Consider the following 20,503-nt stretch of genomic DNA (forward strand, 5'->3'; position numbering starts at 1 on the left):
CGCCCGAGGCGGAGGACCGGCTCCTCCAGATCGTCCGGGAGGACGGGCCGGACCTGATCGCGCTGGCCGGGTTCATGCGCCTGCTGAGCGCTCCGTTTCTCGGGCGCATGAGCGTCCCGATCCTCAATGTCCACCCGTCGCTTCTCCCTCGATTTCCCGGGCTGAACGCGCAGCGGAAGGCCATCGAGGCGGGGGTCAAGACGACCGGCGCCACGGTGCACTTGGTCGACGCTGGCGTGGACACGGGGCGAATCGTGCTTCAGGAGGCGGTTCCGATTTTTCCAGGCGAGACCCCGGACGAGCTGGCGGAGCGCCTGCTCCCGCTCGAGCACCGGCTGTACGTGGAGGCGATACGAAAAATCCAAGAGGAGGGGCCGTGAAGACAGCCGAGCGCGCTCTGCGCGACGTGGTGATCCCGGGCCGCGCGCCGGACTACAAAGGGAAGGTCCGCGATCTCTACGCGCTGGACGGGCTGCTCCTGATCGTCGCGACGGACAGGGTATCCGCCTATGACGTCGTGCTGGGCGAGGGGATTCCCGGAAAGGGGCGCGTCCTCACCCAGGTTTCCCGCTTCTGGTTCGAGAAGCTCCGGGAGATCGCACCGAGCCACTACGTCTCGACCGACGTGGCGCGATTCCCGCAGCCGTTCGCCGCGCACCGGAACATCCTCGACGGCCGGTCGATGCTCGTGACCCGCGCGAAGCGGTTCGACGTCGAGTGCGTGGTTCGCGGCTACCTCGCCGGGTCGGGGTGGAAGGAGTACCAGGCTTCCGGCACCGTCTGCGGCGTCAAGATTCCGCCGGGACTCAAGCTCTCCTCCCGGCTCCCGGAGCCGATCTTCACGCCGGCCACCAAAGCCTCCGAGGGGCACGACGAGAACATCGACTTCGACCGGATGGTCTCGATCGTCGGCGGCCAGACGGCCGAGCGCCTCCGCGCGTTGAGCCTCGCGATCTACAACGCGGCCGCCAAGCACGTCGAATCGTGCGGGCTCATCCTCGCCGACACCAAGTTCGAGTTCGGCGACCGGGACGGATCAATCGTGTGGATCGACGAGGCGCTCTCGCCCGATTCCTCCCGGTACTGGCCGGCCGACACCTATCGCGAAGGCGTGGCGCAGGACAGCTTCGACAAGCAGGTCATCCGCGACTATCTCGATTCGGTCGGATGGGACCACAACCCGCCGCCGCCGCAACTTCCCGAGGCGGTGGTGGAGAAGGCCGGACGCCGGTACGAGGAAGCCCTCGCGCTCATCACGGGGGCTGGCGCGGCGAGGTGACACCGATCCGGATCGGCCGGGCACTCCTCTCGGTCTCCGACAAGACCGGCCTGGTCGAGTTCGCGCACGGCCTCGCGCGGCACGGCGTCAAGATCCTCTCCACCGGCGGAACCGCCGTCGCGCTCCGGGAGGCTGGCGTCTCGGTGCGCGACGTCTCCGAAGTGACCGGCTTCCCCGAGCTCTTCGGCGGCCGCGTGAAGACGCTCCATCCCGCGATCCACGGAGGGATCCTCTATCGTCGCGGCCTCGCGTCGGACGAGGAGGATCGGCACAAGCACGGGATCGTCTCGATCGATCTGGTCGCCGTGAACCTGTATCCCTTCGAGCGGACGGTGGCCTCCGGCGACGCGTCCCACGCCGACGCGGTCGAACAGATCGACATCGGCGGCCCCGCCCTGATCCGCGCCGCGTCCAAGAACCACGACCACGTCGTGGTGCTGACCGACCCCGGCCAGTACGGCGAGATCCTGAGCGCGCTCGACCGGTTCGGCGGCGTTCCTGTCGAGACCGCGAGGAGGCTGGCGCGCCGCGCGTACGAGCGGACGTCCGCCTATGACGCGGCGATCGCGCGATACCTCGCGGAAGGGGAAGCGCCGGAGCCCGCCGGGGAATCCGCCGCCGCGGGACTGCCGGGCGTGATCGAGCGGGCGGGCGGGGCGAACGAGGATGCCGCGGGCGCGCTTCCCGCGACGATCGACCTTCGGTACCGGTTGAGCCAGCGGCTTCGCTACGGCGAGAACCCCGGGCAGGAAGGAGCGCTCTACGCTCCGGCGGGGGGCGGCGCCGTCGAAGCCCTCACGCAGCTCCGCGGAAAGACGCTCTCGTACAACAACCTCCTGGACGTCGAGGCGGCCCTCGGGCTCCTCCACGAGTTTTCCGATCCGGCCGTGGTCGTCGTCAAGCATCGGAACCCTTCGGGCGCCGCGGTCGCGCGGTCCGCGGCCGAAGGGGTCGCGCTGGCGAGGGACGGGGATCCGCTCTCCGCGTTCGGCGGGATCCTCGGCCTGAACCGGCCGCTCGACGCGGCCGCGCTCGAGGCGATCGGGAACTTCTTCTTCGAGGTGGTGCTCGCTCCCTCGATCACGGCGCCGGAGGAGAAGCTCGCCCTGCTCCGGAAGAATCTCGTGCTCCTCGAGGTGCCCGACCTCCTGCGCCGGGCGCGGATGGGCTTTGGCGCCCGCACGATGCTTGGAGGCCTCCTGGCCGAGACGGATCCGGGCGCGCCCCGCTTCTCCGAGTGGAAGCCGGTGACCAAGGCGGCGCCGACGAAGGAGCAGCTCGCCGATCTTCAGTTCGGTTGGCGCGTCGCGCGGCACACGATCTCGAACGCGATCGTGATCTCGCGGGGTGGCCGGACGCTGGGGATCGGCGCGGGGCAGTCCTCCCGCGTCGATGCGGTGCGGCTCGCGCTTTCAAAGGCGGAACGCTCCGGGCACGACGTGCGCGGCGCGGCGCTCTGCTCGGACGCCTTCTTCCCGTTCGGCGACTCGGTTGAGATCGCGGCCAAGGCCGGGATCGCCGCGATCGCACATCCGGGCGGCTCCGTCCGGGACGCCGAGTCGATTACCGCGGCCGATAAGGCGGGCATCGCGATGATGCACACCGGGGAGAGGTGCTTCCTCCATTGAGCCACCAGCGGCTTCTCATTCTGGATTTCGGGTCGCAGTACACGCAGCTGATCGCGCGCCGGACGCGCGAGCTGGGCGTCTTCGCCGAGATCCACGCGCCGACGATCTCTTCAGCCGAGTTGGAGGCGCTCGACCCGAAGGGCATCGTCCTCTCGGGCGGACCCGCGAGCGTGCTCGAGCCGGGCGCGCCGGGAATTCCGCCCGCGGTGCTCGATCGCGGGGCGCCGGTCCTGGGCGTCTGCTACGGCATGCAGCTCCTTGCCAAGGAGCTGGGCGGGCAGGTTCGTCCGAGCGACCGCCGGGAGTACGGCAAGGCGACCTTGACGGTCACGCGCGCCGGGACGCTTCTGGCGGGGCTCCCCAAGGAGAGCCGCGTCTGGGCAAGCCACGGCGACTTCGTCGAGGCTCTGCCGCCCGGATTCACGCTCCTCGGCACGAGCGGGGAAGGCCTCCTCGCCGCGGCCGAGGATCCAAAGCGGAAGATCTACGCCGTGCAATTTCATCCCGAGGTCGCGCACACCGAGCACGGCACGCGGATCTACAAGAACTTCCTCTTCGACATCTGCGGCTTCGCCGGGGACTGGACCATGGGGCAAGTCCTGGAAGAGCAGACCGCGCGGATCCGGGCGCAGGTGGGAACGCGGCGGGTGATCTGCGGTCTGAGCGGAGGGGTGGACTCCTCGGTCGTTGCGGCGCTCCTCCACCGTGCGGTCCCGGGGCAGGCGCGGTCGGTCTTCGTCGACCACGGCCTGCTTCGCCGAGGCGAGGCGGCCCAGGTGGCGGAGTCGATGCGCGAGGTCATCGGGAACGAGCTCGTCACGGTCGACGCGAAGAGACGATTCCTCGGGGAGCTGAGGGGAATCGAGGACCCCGAGGAGAAGCGGAAGACGATCGGCCGGGTGTTCATCGAGGTATTCGAGGAGGCGGCGAAGGAGATGGGCGGCGCCCAGCTCCTGGCCCAGGGCACCCTCTACCCGGACGTTATCGAGAGCACGTCCACGCGGGGGCCTTCGGCCAAGATCAAGTCGCACCACAACGTGGGCGGGCTCCCGGAGCGCATGAATTTGGAACTGGTGGAGCCCCTGCGGGAGTTATTCAAGGACGAGGTGCGAAGCCTGGGCGGCCTTCTGGGGCTCTCCAAGGGGGTCCTTGGACGCCATCCCTTCCCCGGTCCCGGGCTCGCCGTGAGAATATTGGGCCCGATCACCGAGGAAGCGGTGGAGACCTTGGCCCTCGCGGACGATATCTTCCTGACCGAGCTGCGGCAGGCGGGGCTCTACGACCAGGTCTGGCAGGCGTTCGCGGTGCTCCTCCCGGTGCGCACGGTGGGGGTGATGGGCGACGGCCGGACCTACGACCAGGTGGTCGCGCTCCGCGCCGTCACGTCGAGCGATGGAATGACGGCCGATTGGGCGAGGCTGCCGGAAGCGTTCCTGGCGCGCGTGTCGTCGCGCATCGGGAACGAGGTCAAAGGCGTCAGTCGCGTCGTGTACGATATCAGCACGAAGCCTCCCGCCACGATCGAGTGGGAGTGAGGGTCACGGTTTGAGAATGCCGTCCGGACACGGGAGGAAAACCTTGGGCTACCACCGATTCGGCAGCCGGGCGGCGATCGTCACGCTCGCCCTGATCTTGTCCCTCGCATCGCTCCTCGCCTCGCCTCGCGGGGCGCGCGCCGCGGCTCCGTCCCCCAAGCTCTACGAGCGAATGGCCCCGGCCGAGCGCCTTGCGACACTGAAGCACGTCCAGACGACCCTCGACAGCCTGCGCCGCGGGGGAGTCGACCGCATCTATCCCCAGTTCGCGCTCGACATGGCTAAGTACCCGCGTGAGGGCGTGGCGCACCGGAACATCCTCGTCGTCCTCTGCAAATTCCCAGCGGAGGGGGGCGCGCCGGCGGCGGGGCCGTCGAAGATAACCACGCCGTACTACGTCTACCGGCATTTCTTCAGCGACGATCCCAACGACGGGATCATCAGCCTCCGCGAGTACTACCGGACCAACTCACGCGGGAAGCTGATCATCTCGGGCCAGGTCACGCCGCAATGGGTCGACATGCCGCATTCGTACGATTACTACGCGAACGGTTACGCGGGGCTGGACTTCGGCGGATATCCCAACTCTTCCCAGAAGTTGGCCGAGGACGCGATGTCCGCGGCCGCGCTGATGTTCGGCGGCGACCTTCGGTACTTCGACAACGATGGTCCCGATGGGATTCCCTCGAGCGGCGATGACGACGGCTACATCGACGCGGTGAGCGTGATCGTTCCGGGGCAGGGCGCGGAGACGAGCGCGAGCTGCGCCAGCGGCCCGGTCGGCTGCAATCGACTCTGGTCGCACGAGTCAGGAATCGCGGTCTATTCGAACTGCCCGGGTCCGAACGGGGGCCCGGGGTGCCTTCCCGGCTTCGTGACCGGGAAGGTGCGCGGATTCCTCTACTCGCTCGTGAGCGAGTACAACGACTCCCCGGGCGACGGAGGGTGCGGCACATGGTTCCACGAGTTCAGCCACACGCTCGGCCTTCCCGATCTCTATGACACGGTCGGAGGGAACGGACTCGGCTTCTACTCCCTGATGGCCCTCGGGAATTACCTTCCGTATGACTCCGACCCGAATACCGCCGGAGGTCCGCTCGGCTCCAACCCCGGAAACCTGGACGCGTGGTGCCGGCAGTTCCTGGGATTCGACGACCCGGTGCCGATCAAAGCCGCCGGTCGCTACGAGCTGCCGCCCGTCTCGCGGCAGGGCGGGTCGCGCCGCATCTGGTCGAACGGCGACGGTGGAACCGAGTATTACCTGGTCGAGAATCGTCTCCGCGAAGGCTCGGATCGATTCCTGCCGGGCCAGGGGATGCTCGTCTATCACGTCGACGATACCCAGATCGACAACCTGAACGGCTACCCGGGCTACCGGGTGGCGGTGGTTCAGGCCGACAGCGTGAACCCGCTCCAGCTCGAGAACGGCGGCAACTATGGGGACCCGGCCGACTTCTTCCCGGGAACGCTCCTGAAGCGAAGCATGACCGAGGCGACGCAGCCCAACTCGCGGTCGTGGAGCGGCGCGGACACCGGGATCCGAATCTGGAACATCGCGGGGGTGCAGGACGGCGCCGACACCGCGTCGTTCGACCTTCGGGTCTCGTCCCAGGCGGAGCTGCGGCTCGCGGGATACTCGATCAACGACGGGGGTGGGGACGGGTACGCCGATCCGAACGAGACCGACCTGCTCACGCTCTCGCTCAAGAACGTCGGTCTCCAATCGGGGCTGATCAACTTGGTGCTCACGACCCCCGATCCGAGCGTGACCATCACGCAGGCTTCCGTTTCCAATCAGGCGGCGATCGGGCCCGGCGGTACCGCGGCCATGGCGCAGGCGTTCTCGTACGACATCGGGAGCATCGCGACCCTCCCGCACGACATCGTCTTCACGGTGAACTGGACCGAGGGAGGTGGCGCCTCCGGATCATTCGACTTCACGGTCACCGTGGGCATGGGGTCCGGCTTGTTCGAGAACTTCGAGTCGGGTGTCGAGCCGGGGCAATTCTGGGCGGGCGTGTCGCTCCCGGGAAGCAGCACCACCGAATGGCACGCGTCCGACTCGCGCGCTCGAGGGACCTACAGCGCCAAGGTGGGGTCATCGCTTCCGCTCGGAAGCGGGACGAACGAGGCGCAGACCTACGCCGACCGGGAAGACGCGGCGCTCCTCTCGCCCGCGTTTGATCTCGCAGCGAACTCGGAGCTGGTCTTCTATTCCTACGTCGACGCCGAATCCTATGGCGGGACGGAGGCGTTCGACGGCGGCCGGGTCGAGATCTCGATCGCGGGCGGGGAATGGCTCCCGCTCGCGGTGGACGGCGGCTACGGGAACCAGATCAAGTTCGACTCGGATGCCGCGCTTCGCGGCGCCGACGTGTTCTCCGGCTCGCCTCGGGCGTGGCGGCGCGTGACGGCCAACCTCTCCGGCTACTCCGGGCCGGCGCGGGTCCGATTCCGCTTCGCCAGCGACGTCTCCAACGCTCCGTTCAACACGAGCGGCCTGCAGGCGCGATCTTACGAGGGATGGTACGTGGACGACGTGCTCGTCCAGCCTCGCGCCTCGACCGGGCCGGCGCCGCGCCGGCTGACGTTCCGCGCGGGACCGAGCCCCTATCGGATCGAGGGAGCGTCGCCCGGCGCACTGACGTTCCGATTCAGCACGCCGGACGGCCTCCCGCATCCGGAGCTCCGTCCCGAGGTCCGGATCTACGACGTCGCCGGGCGTCTCGTGCGCACGCTCGAGGCTAGCGCGAACGGCCTCGTCCCCAGCGAATTCCGCGCCTCGTGGAACGCACAGGACAGGGGAGGCGACAAATGCCGGTCCGGGGTCTATTTCGCTCAGGTGGACATCCAGGGGCATCGCGAGAGCGTCCGATTGGTGCTCCTCCGTTAGGCGGCGCGTGACGCGCGGACGAGCGGTCCTTCTCGCCGTATGCCTCGTTGCGTTGATTCCCGCCGGCCGGTGCCTCGCGGAATCGCCGTCGCCCTTGCCGAAGCCGCGGATCGGCGGCACGGAATGGCTCGCGAAGCGCCGGTCGTGGGACGCGGCGCGGCGAGAGCTCCGGGCAGCGCGGTGGGACGGGACGATCGACGAGATCGTCGCCGCGTCGGAGCGGAGCGCGCTCGCGGAGTCCGCCTACGTCGACGCGCTCGACTCCTGGGCGAAGAGCGATAACGTCGCGGCGCGGCGCTCGGCCGACGCGTCGATCGCCCTCAACGCCCCGCTGCGTCACGGCGCGCTCGATCTGATCGAGCACGGCCGCTCCGACGCGGCCATACGCCTCCTGGAAGGGCCTCTGCGGCGGGACCAATCGTTGTTTCCGATCCGGGCGCGCGCCGTGGGGCTCCACGTCGCCAGGGATTCCGGCCTGGCTCTCCTGGGTTGGCCCCCCGACCGCCGCCAGGGCCGCGACCGGCTGATCCGCTGGGATTTCCTCGGAAGGGCGCGGGGGGATGAGGTCGACGCCGCGCACGTCGTGGCGGCCGAGCTCGCCGACTCCGTTACGAATCCGCGCGCGCGGCGGGCCGCGCTCTGGACGCTATTGAGTCAGCCGCGACCCTCGCTCCGCTCCTTCGCGCGAGTCCGGCTCGCCAGATCGCTCGTGGCTCACGGCGAGCCCCGCCTCGCGGCGCAGCTCCTGAGCCAGGCCTACGGCATCGGCGACGACGAGAAGGTGCTGCTCGTGAACTTGAAGGCGGATCTCGCGGGCGCCATGCGCGACACCCTGTGGGGCGCTGTCCAGATGGTGAACGCCGCGCGGGACCCCGAGATCGCGACGGCCGCCCGATACGCGATCGTCAAGCGCGCCGCCGATTGGGTTCGTACCCGGATCGACTCGCTCGACGAATCGATGTGGATGGATCTGGTCCGGATGCTGGGGGACGTGGGCGAGGCCGAGACCGCGCTCTCGCTCTTCAAGCGGCGCCACGCGCCCTCGCCCGACGCCGCGGCGGCCCTGGCCCGCTCCGAGATGGAGGCGTCTCTCCTGGCGCGGCTCAAGCGGAATCCCGACGCGGCCGCCACCTACGCGAAGCTGCTCGCGCGCGAGGACCTTCCCGCTCCCGCCCGCGCGAAGTACGCGCTCGGTCTCGCCCGCGCCCGGCGGGGGATGGGCGACTTCGAGGCGATGGACCGCAACTTCCTCCTCGCGGTGTCGCTGGATTCCATGAGCGCCGCCGGGGCCACGGCGGCCTGGGAACGGGCTCGAGAGTGGGAGGATCGAAAGACCCCGGCCGAGGCGCTCGGGATCTTCTCGTGGGCGCGCCGCTATGTCCGGGACGCGGCGACGACGCAGGCCCTGATGGCCCACGCCACGATCGCCTGCATCCGGGCAGGTCAGCCCGACTCGGCTCTCCAGTTCATCTACGACGTCTACCAGAATCCGGCGCACTACTGGCGCGCCCGCATCGCGTTCGCGAAGGGGGACACCGCGCTGGCGCTGGCGCAGCTCCAGAAGGTGACCCTGGACGATCCATGGTCGTACGAGGGTGTCCGCGCGGCGGAGGAGCTGAAGCGGCGGGAAATCGATCCGGCAGGAGCCGCGGACCCCAAGGCGCGCCGAGGCCAGAAACAGGGCCGCACGAGGGAGGCGAGCCGCGCCCGCGTCCGGACGCCGCGGTTCGACCCGGAGCTTCCGATCGCGATCCGCCTCCTGGGCGCCGTGGGCGCCACGGACCTCATGGTCGACGAGCTTCGGGATCGCGCGCAGCGCGAGGACGATCCGATGGCGCGCTCGTGCACCGACGCCCTCGAGGAGATCGGGATTTTTCGGGTGGGACGTTCCGACGGCGCGCCCCCCCAGCGCCTCGAGTATCCGCCGGCCTATCCGGTCGCGGTGCTCGGCTCGGCGAAGCGGGATAGCCTGAGCGCGGCCCTCCTCTGGGCGATCATGCGCCAGGAGAGCGCCTACCAGCGCGCCGCGCGCTCGAAGGCCGGCGCCTGGGGCCTGCTGCAGCTCCTGCCGTCGACCGCCTCGCGCCTGAACGGCTCGCCGGTCACCGAGACGGCGCTCACGGACCCCGACTTGAACGTCCGCCTCGGGGCGAGGTACCTTCGCGGATTGATCGCGGAGTTTGGGGACCCACGCGCGGCGATGGCGGCCTACAATGCGGGCGAGGAGGCGGTGCGGCGCTGGCTCCGCGACCGCCCCGTGGTGGACGATCTGTGGGTGGAGCTCATCCCGTACCGGGAGACTCGCGACTACGTGAAGCAGGTCTATACCATCTGGCGCCGCTACGAAGCGCTCTACGGCGTTCCCTCGGCGGACCAGCTCTAGGCCGACCGGGTGCACTTACTTTCGGAGATCAAGAGGAAGTCGATCCACCTGGCTTCCCTCGCCATCCCCATCGGCTACTACCTCACGCCGGACTCCTGGATGCGCATCGGGGAGCGGGGCCTGCTCGCGCTGGTCATCGTGTCGCTCGCGATCGAGGTGTTCCGGCTGAATCACCCGCGGACGCGCCACGTCTTCCGCCACTTCTTCGGGGAGCTGCTCCGGAATCACGAAGAGGCATCGCTGCTCGGCTCCACATATCTCCTGATCGCCTGCCTCCTCACGATCCACCTCTTCCCGAAGCCGGTCGCGGTCCTCGCGCTCATGTTCCTGATCCTGGGCGATACGGTGGCGGCGATCGTGGGCAAGTGGATTGGCCGGGTGCGCCTCATCGGTGGGAAAACGCTCGAGGGCAGCATCGCCTGCTTCCTCGTCTGCTTCGGGCTCACCCTCCTCATGCCCGGCGTGCCCCCGATGGTGGGTCTGGTGGGAGCGCTGACAGCCACCCTCTTCGAGCTCCTCCCCATCCCCCTCGACGACAACTTCCGGATTCCGCTTTCGGCGGGCTTCGCCATGGAGCTTCTACTTAGATAGGTCGTTTCCCGCTTGACACCCCCGGCCGGGGGCCCCTACCATTTTGCCCGAACGCACGTCAGACAAATCCGGAGGCATGTGCCTAAGTCCACGAAATACAATCACTTAAAGGGACCATCCTGAGTGATCAACCCCGGCGGCCGGAGGCCCCTGGGGTTTCGCTGTATCAGGCTCTAAGCGTCTGGGAAGGCTCCTCGAACCCCCCCTCGGGACCCGCCGAGCGGATCCCCTGCATCTAAAGGTGGCATGGTCGTCAACCTGATCGCCCGACTCTTCGGAAGCAAGCACGAGCGCGACATCAAGCGGATGTGGCCGCTCGTGGAGGCCATTTCGGCCGAGTTCGAGAAGCTCCAAGCCCTCTCGGACGAGGCCCTGGCGGGGAAGACCGTCGAATTTCGCGCCCGCCTCGAAGCGGGCGAGACGCTCGAGGATCTTCTCCCCGAGGCGTTCGCGGTGGTCAAGGAAGTCTGCCGGCGGCTCTGCGGGAAGACCTGGGACGTCGTCGGGCAGCCGATCGCGTGGGACATGGTCCCATTCGACGTCCAGCTTCTCGGCGCGATCGCGCTCCACGAGGGGAAGATCGCGGAAATGGCCACCGGCGAGGGAAAGACGCTGGTCGCGACGCTGCCGATCTACTTGAACGCGCTGACCGGGAAGGGAGTGCACCTGGTCACGGTGAACGACTACCTCGCCAAGCGCGACAGCGAATGGATGGGCGCGGTATTCACGACGCTCGGGCTCACGGTCGGGTGCATCCAGAACTCGATGGACTTCAACCAGAGGCGGGCGGCCTACGCGTGCGACATCACGTACGGCACGAACAACGAGTTCGGATTCGACTACCTGCGCGACAACATGGCCCGACACCGCGACCATCGCGTGCAGCGCGGGCACCACTACGCGATCGTCGACGAGGTCGACTCGGTCCTGATCGACGAGGCCCGCACGCCGCTCATCATCTCGGGCCCGGTGGAGCACAGCCTCCAGAAATACGACGAGATGAGGCCGGACGTCGACCGCGTCGTGCGAGCCCAGATGCAGGTCACGAACAGCATTCTCGCCGAGGCGGAGGGTCTCATCAAAGACCCCGAGAAGGAGTACGAGGCGGGAGTGAAGCTGCTCCAGACGAGGCGCGGCGCGCCCAAGAACAAGCGCCTGCTCAAACTCCTCGCCGAGGAGCCGGGGCTGAAGAGGCTCATCCAGCGAGTCGAGCTCGACTTCATCCGGGACAAGCGGCTCGGCGAGGTGGACGAGGACCTCTTCTACTCGATCGACGAGAAGAGCCATTCGGTCGACCTCTCCGAGAAGGGGAGGCTGCTCCTCTCGCAGCGGGACGCGAACCTGTTCCTTTTGCCGGACCTCGCGGTGGAGCTCGGGGAAATCGACGCGAGCGAGTCGCTCTCGCCGGCCGAGAAGGTCGCGGAAAAGAAGAAGCTGGAGCGGGTCCACGGAGAGCGGAGCGAGCGCGTCCACAACGTCCTCCAGCTCCTGAAGGCCTATTCGCTCTTCGAGAAGGACGTGGAGTACGTTGTCCAGGACGGGAAGATCCTGATCGTCGACGAGTTCACGGGCCGGCTTATGCCGGGCCGGCGCTATTCCGACGGGCTCCATCAGGCGATCGAGGCGAAGGAGAACGTGAAGGTCGAGGGTGAGACGCAGACCCTCGCGACGATCACGATCCAGAACTACTTCCGGCTCTACGAGAAGCTGGCCGGCATGACCGGAACCGCGGAGACCGAGGCGAACGAGTTCTGGCACACGTACAAGCGGGACGTCATCGTGATCCCGACGAACCAACCTGCCCGGCGCGAGGACTCCAACGACGTGATCTTCAAGACGCGTCGGGAGAAGTACAACGCTCTGGTCGACGAGATCGCCGAGCTCCACGAGGGGAAGGTCCCGGTGCTGGTCGGGACGATCAGCGTCGAGGCGTCCGAGACCTTGAGCCGGCTTCTGAAGCGGAAAGGGGTTCCCCACAGCGTCCTGAACGCGAAGTACCACGAGCAGGAGGCGGGGATCGTCGCCGGCGCCGGGCGGCGGGGCGCGGTCACGATCGCGACCAACATGGCCGGCCGCGGAACCGACATCAAGCTCGAGACCGGCGTGATCCGGTGCGACCGCGAGTGCATGGCGGGCTCGCAGAGCCGCCTGCGAAACGGGGTCTGGCAGAACGTGGCCCGCTGCAAGGAGGAGGTCACGTGCGGCCTCCACATTCTCGGGACGGAGCGGCACGAGAGCCGGCGGATCGATCGGCAGCTCCGCGGCCGAAGCGGGCGGCAAGGGGATCCCGGACACTCGCGCTTCTACCTGTCGCTCGAGGACGATCTCATGCGCCTCTTCGGGTCCGAGCGGATCGCGGGGATCATGGAGAAGCTGGGCGTCCAGGAGGGCGAGGTCATCGAGCACGGGCTGGTGACGCGGGCGATCGAGCGCGCGCAGCGGCGCGTGGAGGCGCACAACTTCGACATCCGAAAGCACCTTCTCGAATACGACGACGTGATGAACCGCCAGCGCACGGTGATCTACGCGCAGCGCCTTCGCGCCCTCGAGGAAGCGGATCTCAAGGAAACAATCTTGGAGATGATGGACGAGGTCGTGGAGGAGCGCGTCGAAACCTACCTCGGGGGCGGGGAGCGGTATGACGAGGAGGATTGGAAGCGGCTCGGGAACGATCTGAGCCAACTCCTGCTTCGGCCCGCCGTGATTCCGGGCTCGGGAGACCGCATGCCGGCCCCGGCGGTGGCCGCGGAGGCGTTCCAGGAGATCTTCCGCAAGGCGTACGACGAGAAGGAGACGGAGCTATCGCCTCCGATCCTCCGCGAGCTGGAGCGGCACGTCTTTCTCGACGTGATCGACGAGCACTGGATGGATCACCTTCGAGAGATGGATCACATGCGCGAGGGGATCGGGCTCCGCGCGTACGGCCAGCGCGATCCGCTCTTGGAGTACAAGCGGGAAGCATTCGCGATGTTCGAGGAGCTGACGCGCTCGATCCGCGAGGAGACGGTGCGGACGATCTTCCGCGCGACGCTCGTGCTGGAGCCGATGCCCGGCCGGCCGATCGCGGTGGGCGGCTCCGCCGGCCGCGAGATGTCCGGCGGGGGAGCCTCGGAGCGGCCCGACCTGGCGCCGCCGCCCCGCGTCCGCGTCCCCAGGCAGGAGACGAGGCACGCGGCGGTGACCGCCTTCGGCACGCCGGAGGCTCAAGCGGGCGCCGCGGCCCCGGCCGCTCCGCCCGCGGCGCGCCGGGCGCCGATGGTGGCGCAGGAAGAGAAAGTGGGAAGAAACGACCCCTGCCCTTGCGGCAGCGGCAAGAAATACAAGAAATGTCACGGTGCCTGAATGAGAGGGGGAACGCCTCATGGATGACAGTATTCGGGAGATGATGGTTGTGATCGTCACGCAGCTGAAGGCGTATGTCGAAGGCAACGAGGACGCGCTCCTCGAGCTGACCGAGGTGCTCGACTCCGGGCGCTTCGATGCCGAGGTCGTGAACCGGGCCTTCGAGATGATCTTCAGCGCCCTCGAGCCGTACGCGCGGGAGGACTACGTCCCGGAGGCCGTGAAGGAGCGGTCCAGCGTCCGCGTGCCCACTGGCCCGGAGCGCGCCCTGCTGCTGACGAATCCTGCATTCGGCTACCTCTTCGGCCTGCTGGAGGGCGGGAAGGTGACGCCCGAGCAGTTCGAGGAGATCCTGGTCCGCGCGAAGGAGATGGGCTCCTCCCTGGACAGCGAAACTCAGGCGAAGGAGCTTGCGACGGACGTCCTCATACGGTGGTTCGACGACGAGAACGGGGTTTCCTTCTCCCAGTCGTCCTCGGCCTGGGTGCACTGACAGCGTGAGCCCGAAACCCAAAGCGAAGAAGACAGCGGCCAAGACGAAGCCAACGGCGCCGGCGAAGCCGCCCGCGGCGAAGCCGGCCGAGCGTGCGTCCGCCGTCAGGGTGGTGCGCGGCGCGGCCGCGAAACGGAAAGGGTCCGCGGCGGGGAAAGCCGCGGCCAGAGTCGCCGCCACGAACGGCAAACCCGCCCGGAACGGCCGGAACCTCGTGATCGTCGAGTCTCCGGCCAAGGCGCGCACGATCCAGAAGTATCTGGGGGCGGGATTCGAGGTCAAGGCGTCGAACGGCCACGTGCGCGATCTTCCGAAGAGCAAGCTGGGCGTCGAGATCGAGAATGGCTTCGAGCCTTCCTACATTCTCATCAAGGGCAAGGCCAAGATCGTCAAGGATCTGAAGGCGAGCGCCCACCGGGCCTCGACCGTTTATCTCGCGCCCGATCCCGATCGCGAGGGCGAGGCGATCGCGTGGCACCTGGCCGAGACCCTGGGCAGCGACGCTTCCAAGATCCAGAGGCTCGCGTTCTACGAGATCACGAAGCGCGGGATCGAGGCGGCTCTCTTGAGCCCCCGCACCATCGACATGCAGAAGGTGCACGCCCAGCAGGCGCGGCGCGTCCTGGACCGCCTGGTCGGATACAAGGTCAGCCCCTTCCTCTGGAAGACGATCCGCTACGGGCTCTCGGCCGGCCGCGTGCAGTCCGTCGCGCTGCGGCTCATCTGCGAGCGCGAGGACGAGATCCAGAAGTTCGTGCAGAGGGAGTACTGGACGATCGACGCCGACCTCGCGAGCCCGAAAGGCGACGTCTTTCGCGCCCGCGTTCAGAAGAAGGGCGGCGAGAAGCTCGCGCTCGAGAACGAGGCGCAGGCGAAGGCGGAGGCCGCGGCGCTCGGTAAGGAGCGCTTCGTCGTTTCCAACATCCGCACCCAGGAGAAGAAGCGGAATCCGCTCCCGCCGTTCATCACGAGCACGCTCCAGCAGGAGGCGTTCCGGCGCTACAAGTACAGCGGACAGAAAACGATGGTGATCGCCCAGCAGCTCTACGAGGGGATCGACGTCGGATCAGAAGGGTCGACGGGATTGATCACCTACATGCGTACCGACTCGACCCGCGTCTCGCCGGACGCGCTCGCCGAGGTGCGCGACTTCATCCGGTCGCAGTTCGGGGACGCCTATCTCCCGGCCGAGCCCCGGCAGTACCGCTCGAGGGAGACATCACAGGATGCCCACGAATCGGTGCGGCCGACGTCCGTCCTGCGCACGCCGGCCTCGGTGAAGAGCCATCTGGACCATGACCAGTATCGGATCTACGAGCTGATCTGGCAGCGCTTCGCCGCCTCGCAGATGAACCCGGCCCTGGTCCTCACGACGACCGCCGAGATCACCGCGGGTTCCTATCTCCTGCGCGCGTCGGGGAGCCGCGTGCTCTTTGACGGCTTCGCGCGGGCCTATTCGACGACCCTGATCGAGGAGACGGGCCCTGAGGCGAGCAAGCTTCCGACGCTCGCAGTGAACGACGCGCTCGCCATGAAGGAGATTCTGCCCGAGCAGCACTTCACCGAGCCCCCGCCCCACTACACCGAGGCGACGCTCGTCAAGACGCTCGAGGAGAAGGGAATCGGGCGACCGAGCACCTACGCGACGATCGTCAGCACGATCCTGAGCCGCGACTACGTGACGCGGGACCGCGGGAAGCTCGTGCCTACCGAGCTCGGCATGACGGTCTGGAAGCTTCTCGGCAAGATGTTCTCGGACGTGTTCGACGTGGAGTTCACGGCCCGGCTCGAGGGCCAGCTCGACCGGATCGAGACGGGGAAGGACGCCTGGACCGACGTCGTGTCGGGCTTCTACACGCCGTTCCAGAGCGATCTCACGAAGGCGGAGTCCCAGCAAGAGAAGGTCCGCGCCTCCCTCGTCCAGGAGACCGAGACACCGTGCCCGAAGTGCGGCTCGAAGATGGTGAAGAAATTCGGGAGGAGCGGCCCGTTCCTGGCGTGCCCGCGATATCCCGAGTGCAAGGCGACGATGCCGCTCGAGGAAGAGGGCGTGCCGGCCGAAGCGCCGCCCACGGCGCTCTGCCCGATCTGCGGGAGCGCGATGCGGGTCCGGACCGGTCGCTTCGGCAAATTCCTCGCTTGCTCGACATATCCCGAATGCAAGGGGACCCGGCCATTCACGCTCCAGATCGCGTGCCCGAAGTGCGTGCAGGGCGAGCTGGTGGAGCGGCGGACCCGGCGCGGAAAGCCGTTCTACGGATGCAGCCGCTATCCCGAGTGCGATTTCGCGATCTGGGATCGTCCCGTGAAGCAGAAGTGCCCGAATTGCGATTCGCCGATTCTCGTCCAGAAGCACACCAAGTCGAAGGGCGACTTCCTCCAGTGTCCGAAGTGCAAGACCCGTGTCGAAACCGAGTCGACGGAAGCGCTGAGTGGAACGCTGGATCGCTGATTACCTCCGCCACCTCGAGGAGCACCGCCGCTGCTCGAGCGCGACGGTGCGCGCCTATCGGGACGAGCTCAACCGGCTCAACGCGTTCGCCCGGTCGCGCCTCAAGCGGGCGGCCCGCGTCCCGGAAGACCTGACGCCGGAGCTGGTCACCGCGTACGCCGCGGCCCGATCGCTCGAGCGGACCGACGCGAAGCGGCCCATCGCGGCGCGGACGCTCGCGCGATCGCTCGCCGCGGTGCGCTCCTTCCTCCGATTCATGGAGCGGCGCGGACACCCGACCGCCACGACGCGCGGCGCCTTGCCGCGCGTGTCCTTGCCCCAGACGCTGCCTGCCTCGATCTCGGAGACGGCTCTGAACGCCCTCCTCGATGACCTCGCGGGGAGGATCCCTGCGGACGACTCCCGCTCGCTGCGCGCCCTCGCGACCGTCGAGTGCCTCTACGGCGCGGGACTCCGCGTGGGAGAGCTGGCCGGGCTCACCCGGAACCGGCTGGACGAGCGGCGCCACCTCGTACGGGTCCTGGGAAAGGGAAGCCGCGAGCGCGTCGTCCCCGTGAGCCGGCGCGCCGTGGCGGCGCTCCATCGCTACTGGGCCGCCTTGGGACGTGTGCCCGAGCCCGCGGAGGCGCTCCTACCGGGGGCGCGCGGGCGAGGCGTGACGGCGCGGACGCTGGAGCGCGACGTGACGGCGATCCTGGGCCGCCTGGGCCCTAGCGCCGCGACGCACGCCCACGCGCTCCGCCACAGCTTCGCGAGCCACCTCCTCGACCGCGGCGCCGATCTGAGGGCGGTCCAGGAGCTGCTCGGCCACCAGAACCTCGCCACCACCCAGATCTACACGCACGTCACGCGGCGCCGCCTCAAGGCGGCCTACTCTCGGGCCCACCCGCGGGCGTGAGCAAGCCGCGGCCGCGGAAACCACCACCCAGGGGGCGCGACGCATGAATCCGGACCTTTTGTCGTTTGTCGATCTGACCCGGGCCGACGTCGACCGGCTCTTCTCGGTCGCGGCCAAGCTCAAGGCCGACCTCCGCGCGGGTCGAAAGCACCAGGAGCTGGCCCAGAAGTCCCTGGCGCTCATCTTCCACAAACCCAGCCTCCGCACCCGGCTGTCGTTCGAGGTCGCGATGACGCAGCTGGGCGGGGAATCGGTGTTCATCACCGATCGCGAGATCGGGATCGGCTCCCGCGAGCCGGTCCAGGACGTGGCGAGGGTCCTCTCCGGCTACGTCGACGGGATCATGATCCGGACGTTCGATCACCAGCTCGCCGTGGGCCTCGCGCGCCACGCCAGCGTGCCGGTGATCAACGGGCTGACCGACTGGCTCCACCCCTGCCAGGTCCTCGCCGACCTCTTCACGCTCTACGAGAGGAAGATAAACCTCGACCGCATCGTCGTCGCCTACATCGGTGACGGAAACAACGTGGCCAACTCCTGGGTGGAGGCGGCCGGGCTCTTCGGGCTCACCGTCCGGATCGCATGCCCCGAAGGTTACGATCCCGACCGGAACCTGATCGCGCAGGTGGAATCGGCGGGGCGGGGGAAGATCGAGATCCACCGATCGCCGGCCGCTGCAGCGGAGGGGGCCGACGTCCTCTACACGGACGTCTGGGCGAGCATGGGCCAGGAGGCGGAGCGCGAACGGCGTCTCCCGATCTTCCGTCCCTACCAGATCAACGCCGAGCTGCTCCGCCGCGCGAAGCCGGGCGCGGTCGTGCTCCACTGCCTCCCGGCCCACCGGGGCGAGGAGATCACGGACGACGTTATGGAGGGGCCGCAATCGGCGGTATTCGATCAGGCCGAGAACCGGCTCCACCTCCAGAAGGCGATTCTCTACCTGTGGCTCGGCAAGTCAGCCGCTCCTCGGAAAACGAAGACAACGAAGGCGAAGAAGAAGCCGACGGCCGCGAAGGGACGCCGGCGCCGGTGAGAGGTCGGATCCTCCTTGCCGCCGCGGCGATCCTGATCGGCGGCGGTCTCGGGGGATGCGCCCGCTCCATCTTCCCCCCCGGGGGTCCGATCGACGTCATCGCTCCCCGCGTGATCGCGGCGGCGCCTCCCGACAGCGCGGTTCGGTTGCCGGTCGACTCGCCGGTCGAGATCACGTTCTCGGAGACGATGGACCGGACGACCGTCCGCGACGGGTTTCGAATCTACCCGCCCGTGGGACGGCAGACCTTCGATTGGAGCGGGCGGAGGGTCCGGGTCGTGTGGGATCGGCCGCTCTCCGAGCGCACGACCTACATCGTTCTCCTGAGCGGGACGATCCGCGACGCGCGGAGCGTGCCGATGAGGAACGCGGTGACGCTCCACTTCAGCACGGGCGATTCCCTCGACCGGGGAAGGATCTCGGGAGTGCTGCGGGCGAAGACGCTTCGGCGGGCCGGAGTTCCGATCCTCGCGTTCCCGGACTCGCTGGGGCCGCGCCCCGACACGATGGAGGTCGTTCCCACCTACGCGACCGAGACCGACACCGGGGGTGTTTACTCGCTCGGAGGTCTCCCCGCGAATCGCGGGTTCACGGTCCACGCGTTCTACGATCGCAACTCGAACGGGTCGATCGATCCCGAGACCGATCTGATCGTGAGCTACCCCTCTCCGATCCGCTTGACGCCGGAGAGGATGGAAGCCGATAGTATTAATATCGTCGCGGTCGATCCCAAGGCGCCGGCGATCCTGAGCGGAAAGATCGTCACGCCCGACTCCACCGCGCGCTTCCGTATCGAGGCGGTCGAGACGACGGACTCGACGCTCTTCCGGCGGGTGGAGCGCGTTGGCCCGGGCGCGTACGCGGTCCGGGTACCGGCGGGGACGTACCGGCTGTCGGCGACGCGGTTGCCCGCGGCCGAAGACGAGAAGCCGGGACCCACGTTCCGGCGCGACGAGCCGGTCGAGGCGAAGCCCGAGGAGGAGTACGGTCCGTTCGAATTCGATTTCAGCTCCGTACCTGCCCGGGAGCGGGCCGCGCCTCCTCCCGAGTAACGAGGACTAGAGCATGACCGATCCCAAGACCATGTTCGAAGGAGTCGGCGTCGCGTTGGTGACGCCGTTCCGAAAGGGAGCCGTGGACGCCACGGCCCTCGCGCGCCTGACCGAGCACCTGGTCGAGAAGGGAATCCGCTCGTTCTATCCCTGCGGCTGCACCGGGGAAGCGACCTCGCTGACACGGGAGGAGCGGGCGCGCGTGATCGCGGCGGTGATCGAAGCGGCGAAGGGAAAGGCGTCGGTGATCGCCGGGACGGGAACCGCGACCACCGACGAGACGATCGAGCTCTCCCGCGAGGCGATCCGGCTCGGCACGGACGGCGTGATGGTGATCACGCCCTACTCCTGCCGCCCGACTCAGGAAGGGCTCCTGGCCCACTATCGGGCCGTCGCCGACGCGATCGACCGCCCGATCGTTCTCTATAACGTTCCCTCGCGAACCGGGGCGTCGATCACGCCCGAGACGGTCGCCCGTTTGGCCCAGCACCCCCGCATCGCGGCCATCAAGGAGGCGAGCGGATCGCTCGACCAGTCGAGCGCGATCCGCACGCTCTGCGACATCGCCGTGCTGTCCGGGGACGACTCGCTCTATCTCCCGCTCCTCGCGGTCGGCGCGCGCGGCGTCGTCTCGGTGGCGGGGCACCTGATCCCGGCCGAGCTGGTCGCGATCCACCGCCATTTCCGCGCCGGGCGCGTTCAGGACGCCGAGGAGATTCATCGCAAGTATTTCCCGCTCTTGCGCGCGCTCTTCATCGAGACGAATCCCGGCCCCTTGAAGCACGCGCTGGAGCGGCTTGGATTCACCGCCGCGGAGCTTCGCCTCCCGCTCGTCCCCGTTCGCCCCGATACGGCCACCGCCATCGACCAGACGCTCGAGAAACTCGGCCTTCGCGCGCCCGCGCGCGCGGCCGGCTGACCCCG

General features: G+C 68.3%; 14 protein-coding genes. All 14 read left to right on the forward strand.

The genetic code is table 11. From position 1 onward, the window contains the following. Positions 1-380, forward strand: a 380-nt coding sequence (locus E6K79_09755; protein ID TMQ63521.1) for a phosphoribosylglycinamide formyltransferase, incomplete at its 5' end; no start/stop codon positions are given. Between the two features lie 17 nt (positions 381-397). Further along, positions 398-1,279, forward strand: coding sequence for a phosphoribosylaminoimidazolesuccinocarboxamide synthase (locus tag E6K79_09760; GenBank protein TMQ63563.1), 882 nt, complete (start codon positions 398-400; stop codon positions 1,277-1,279). Beyond that, positions 1,276-2,907 (forward strand): bifunctional phosphoribosylaminoimidazolecarboxamide formyltransferase/IMP cyclohydrolase, encoded by a 1,632-nt coding sequence (gene purH / locus E6K79_09765; GenBank protein ID TMQ63522.1) that lies wholly within the window; start codon positions 1,276-1,278, stop codon positions 2,905-2,907. The genes E6K79_09760 and purH overlap by 4 nt, the downstream gene beginning before the upstream one ends. Then, positions 2,904-4,442 carry a glutamine-hydrolyzing GMP synthase gene (gene guaA / locus E6K79_09770; protein TMQ63523.1) on the forward strand — a complete coding sequence of 513 codons (1,539 nt, stop codon included), beginning with the start codon at positions 2,904-2,906 and terminating at the stop codon, positions 4,440-4,442. The genes purH and guaA overlap by 4 nt, the downstream gene beginning before the upstream one ends. 16 nt (positions 4,443-4,458) lie before the next feature. Continuing rightward, positions 4,459-7,335 carry a M6 family metalloprotease domain-containing protein gene (locus E6K79_09775; protein ID TMQ63524.1) on the forward strand — a complete coding sequence of 959 codons (2,877 nt, stop codon included), beginning with the start codon at positions 4,459-4,461 and terminating at the stop codon, positions 7,333-7,335. Positions 7,336-7,342: 7 nt separating this feature from the next. Then, complete coding sequence (locus tag E6K79_09780; protein TMQ63525.1) at positions 7,343-9,718, forward strand: hypothetical protein; 2,376 nt, start codon at positions 7,343-7,345, stop codon at positions 9,716-9,718. 9 nt (positions 9,719-9,727) lie between these two features. Further along, on the forward strand, positions 9,728-10,309 hold the full coding sequence (locus E6K79_09785) for a hypothetical protein (protein TMQ63526.1): 582 nt from the start codon (positions 9,728-9,730) through the stop codon (positions 10,307-10,309). A 246-nt stretch (positions 10,310-10,555) separates the two neighbouring features. Then, the gene (secA, locus tag E6K79_09790) at positions 10,556-13,651 is read left to right on the forward strand and encodes a preprotein translocase subunit SecA (GenBank protein ID TMQ63527.1); all 3,096 of its coding nucleotides are present in this window, start codon (positions 10,556-10,558) and stop codon (positions 13,649-13,651) included. Positions 13,652-13,670: 19 nt separating this feature from the next. Next, positions 13,671-14,144 (forward strand): hypothetical protein, encoded by a 474-nt coding sequence (locus E6K79_09795; GenBank protein TMQ63528.1) that lies wholly within the window; start codon positions 13,671-13,673, stop codon positions 14,142-14,144. A gap of 112 nt (positions 14,145-14,256) precedes the next feature. Then, a complete protein-coding gene (gene topA / locus E6K79_09800; GenBank protein ID TMQ63564.1) occupies positions 14,257-16,596 on the forward strand; it encodes a type I DNA topoisomerase in 2,340 nt (779 codons plus the stop codon). After that, positions 16,577-17,494 (forward strand): tyrosine recombinase XerC, encoded by a 918-nt coding sequence (locus tag E6K79_09805; GenBank protein TMQ63529.1) that lies wholly within the window; start codon positions 16,577-16,579, stop codon positions 17,492-17,494. Before topA ends, E6K79_09805 begins: the two co-directional genes overlap by 20 nt. A gap of 43 nt (positions 17,495-17,537) precedes the next feature. Then, positions 17,538-18,527, forward strand: coding sequence for an ornithine carbamoyltransferase (gene argF, locus E6K79_09810; protein TMQ63530.1), 990 nt, complete (start codon positions 17,538-17,540; stop codon positions 18,525-18,527). Further along, the gene (locus E6K79_09815) at positions 18,077-19,579 is read left to right on the forward strand and encodes a hypothetical protein (protein TMQ63531.1); all 1,503 of its coding nucleotides are present in this window, start codon (positions 18,077-18,079) and stop codon (positions 19,577-19,579) included. The genes argF and E6K79_09815 overlap by 451 nt, the downstream gene beginning before the upstream one ends. A 31-nt stretch (positions 19,580-19,610) precedes the next feature. Next, on the forward strand, positions 19,611-20,498 hold the full coding sequence (locus tag E6K79_09820) for a 4-hydroxy-tetrahydrodipicolinate synthase (protein TMQ63565.1): 888 nt from the start codon (positions 19,611-19,613) through the stop codon (positions 20,496-20,498). The last annotated feature ends 5 nt before the right edge of the window (positions 20,499-20,503 follow it).

The organism is Candidatus Eisenbacteria bacterium (assembly GCA_005893305.1).
Classification (GTDB): domain Bacteria; phylum Eisenbacteria; class RBG-16-71-46; order SZUA-252; family SZUA-252; genus WS-9.

What these genes read in the sequence shown, in the direction of transcription:
- E6K79_09775 (TMQ63524.1), top strand. Translation starts at nt 4,459, where the DNA reads ATGCCGTCCGGACACGGGAGGAAAACCTTGGGCTACCACCGATTCGGC.
- secA (TMQ63527.1), top strand. Translation starts at nt 10,556, where the DNA reads ATGGTCGTCAACCTGATCGCCCGACTCTTCGGAAGCAAGCACGAGCGC.
- E6K79_09795 (TMQ63528.1), top strand. Translation starts at nt 13,671, where the DNA reads ATGGATGACAGTATTCGGGAGATGATGGTTGTGATCGTCACGCAGCTG.
- argF (TMQ63530.1), top strand. Translation starts at nt 17,538, where the DNA reads ATGAATCCGGACCTTTTGTCGTTTGTCGATCTGACCCGGGCCGACGTC.
- E6K79_09815 (TMQ63531.1), top strand. Translation starts at nt 18,077, where the DNA reads ATGCCCCGAAGGTTACGATCCCGACCGGAACCTGATCGCGCAGGTGGA.
- E6K79_09820 (TMQ63565.1), top strand. Translation starts at nt 19,611, where the DNA reads ATGTTCGAAGGAGTCGGCGTCGCGTTGGTGACGCCGTTCCGAAAGGGA.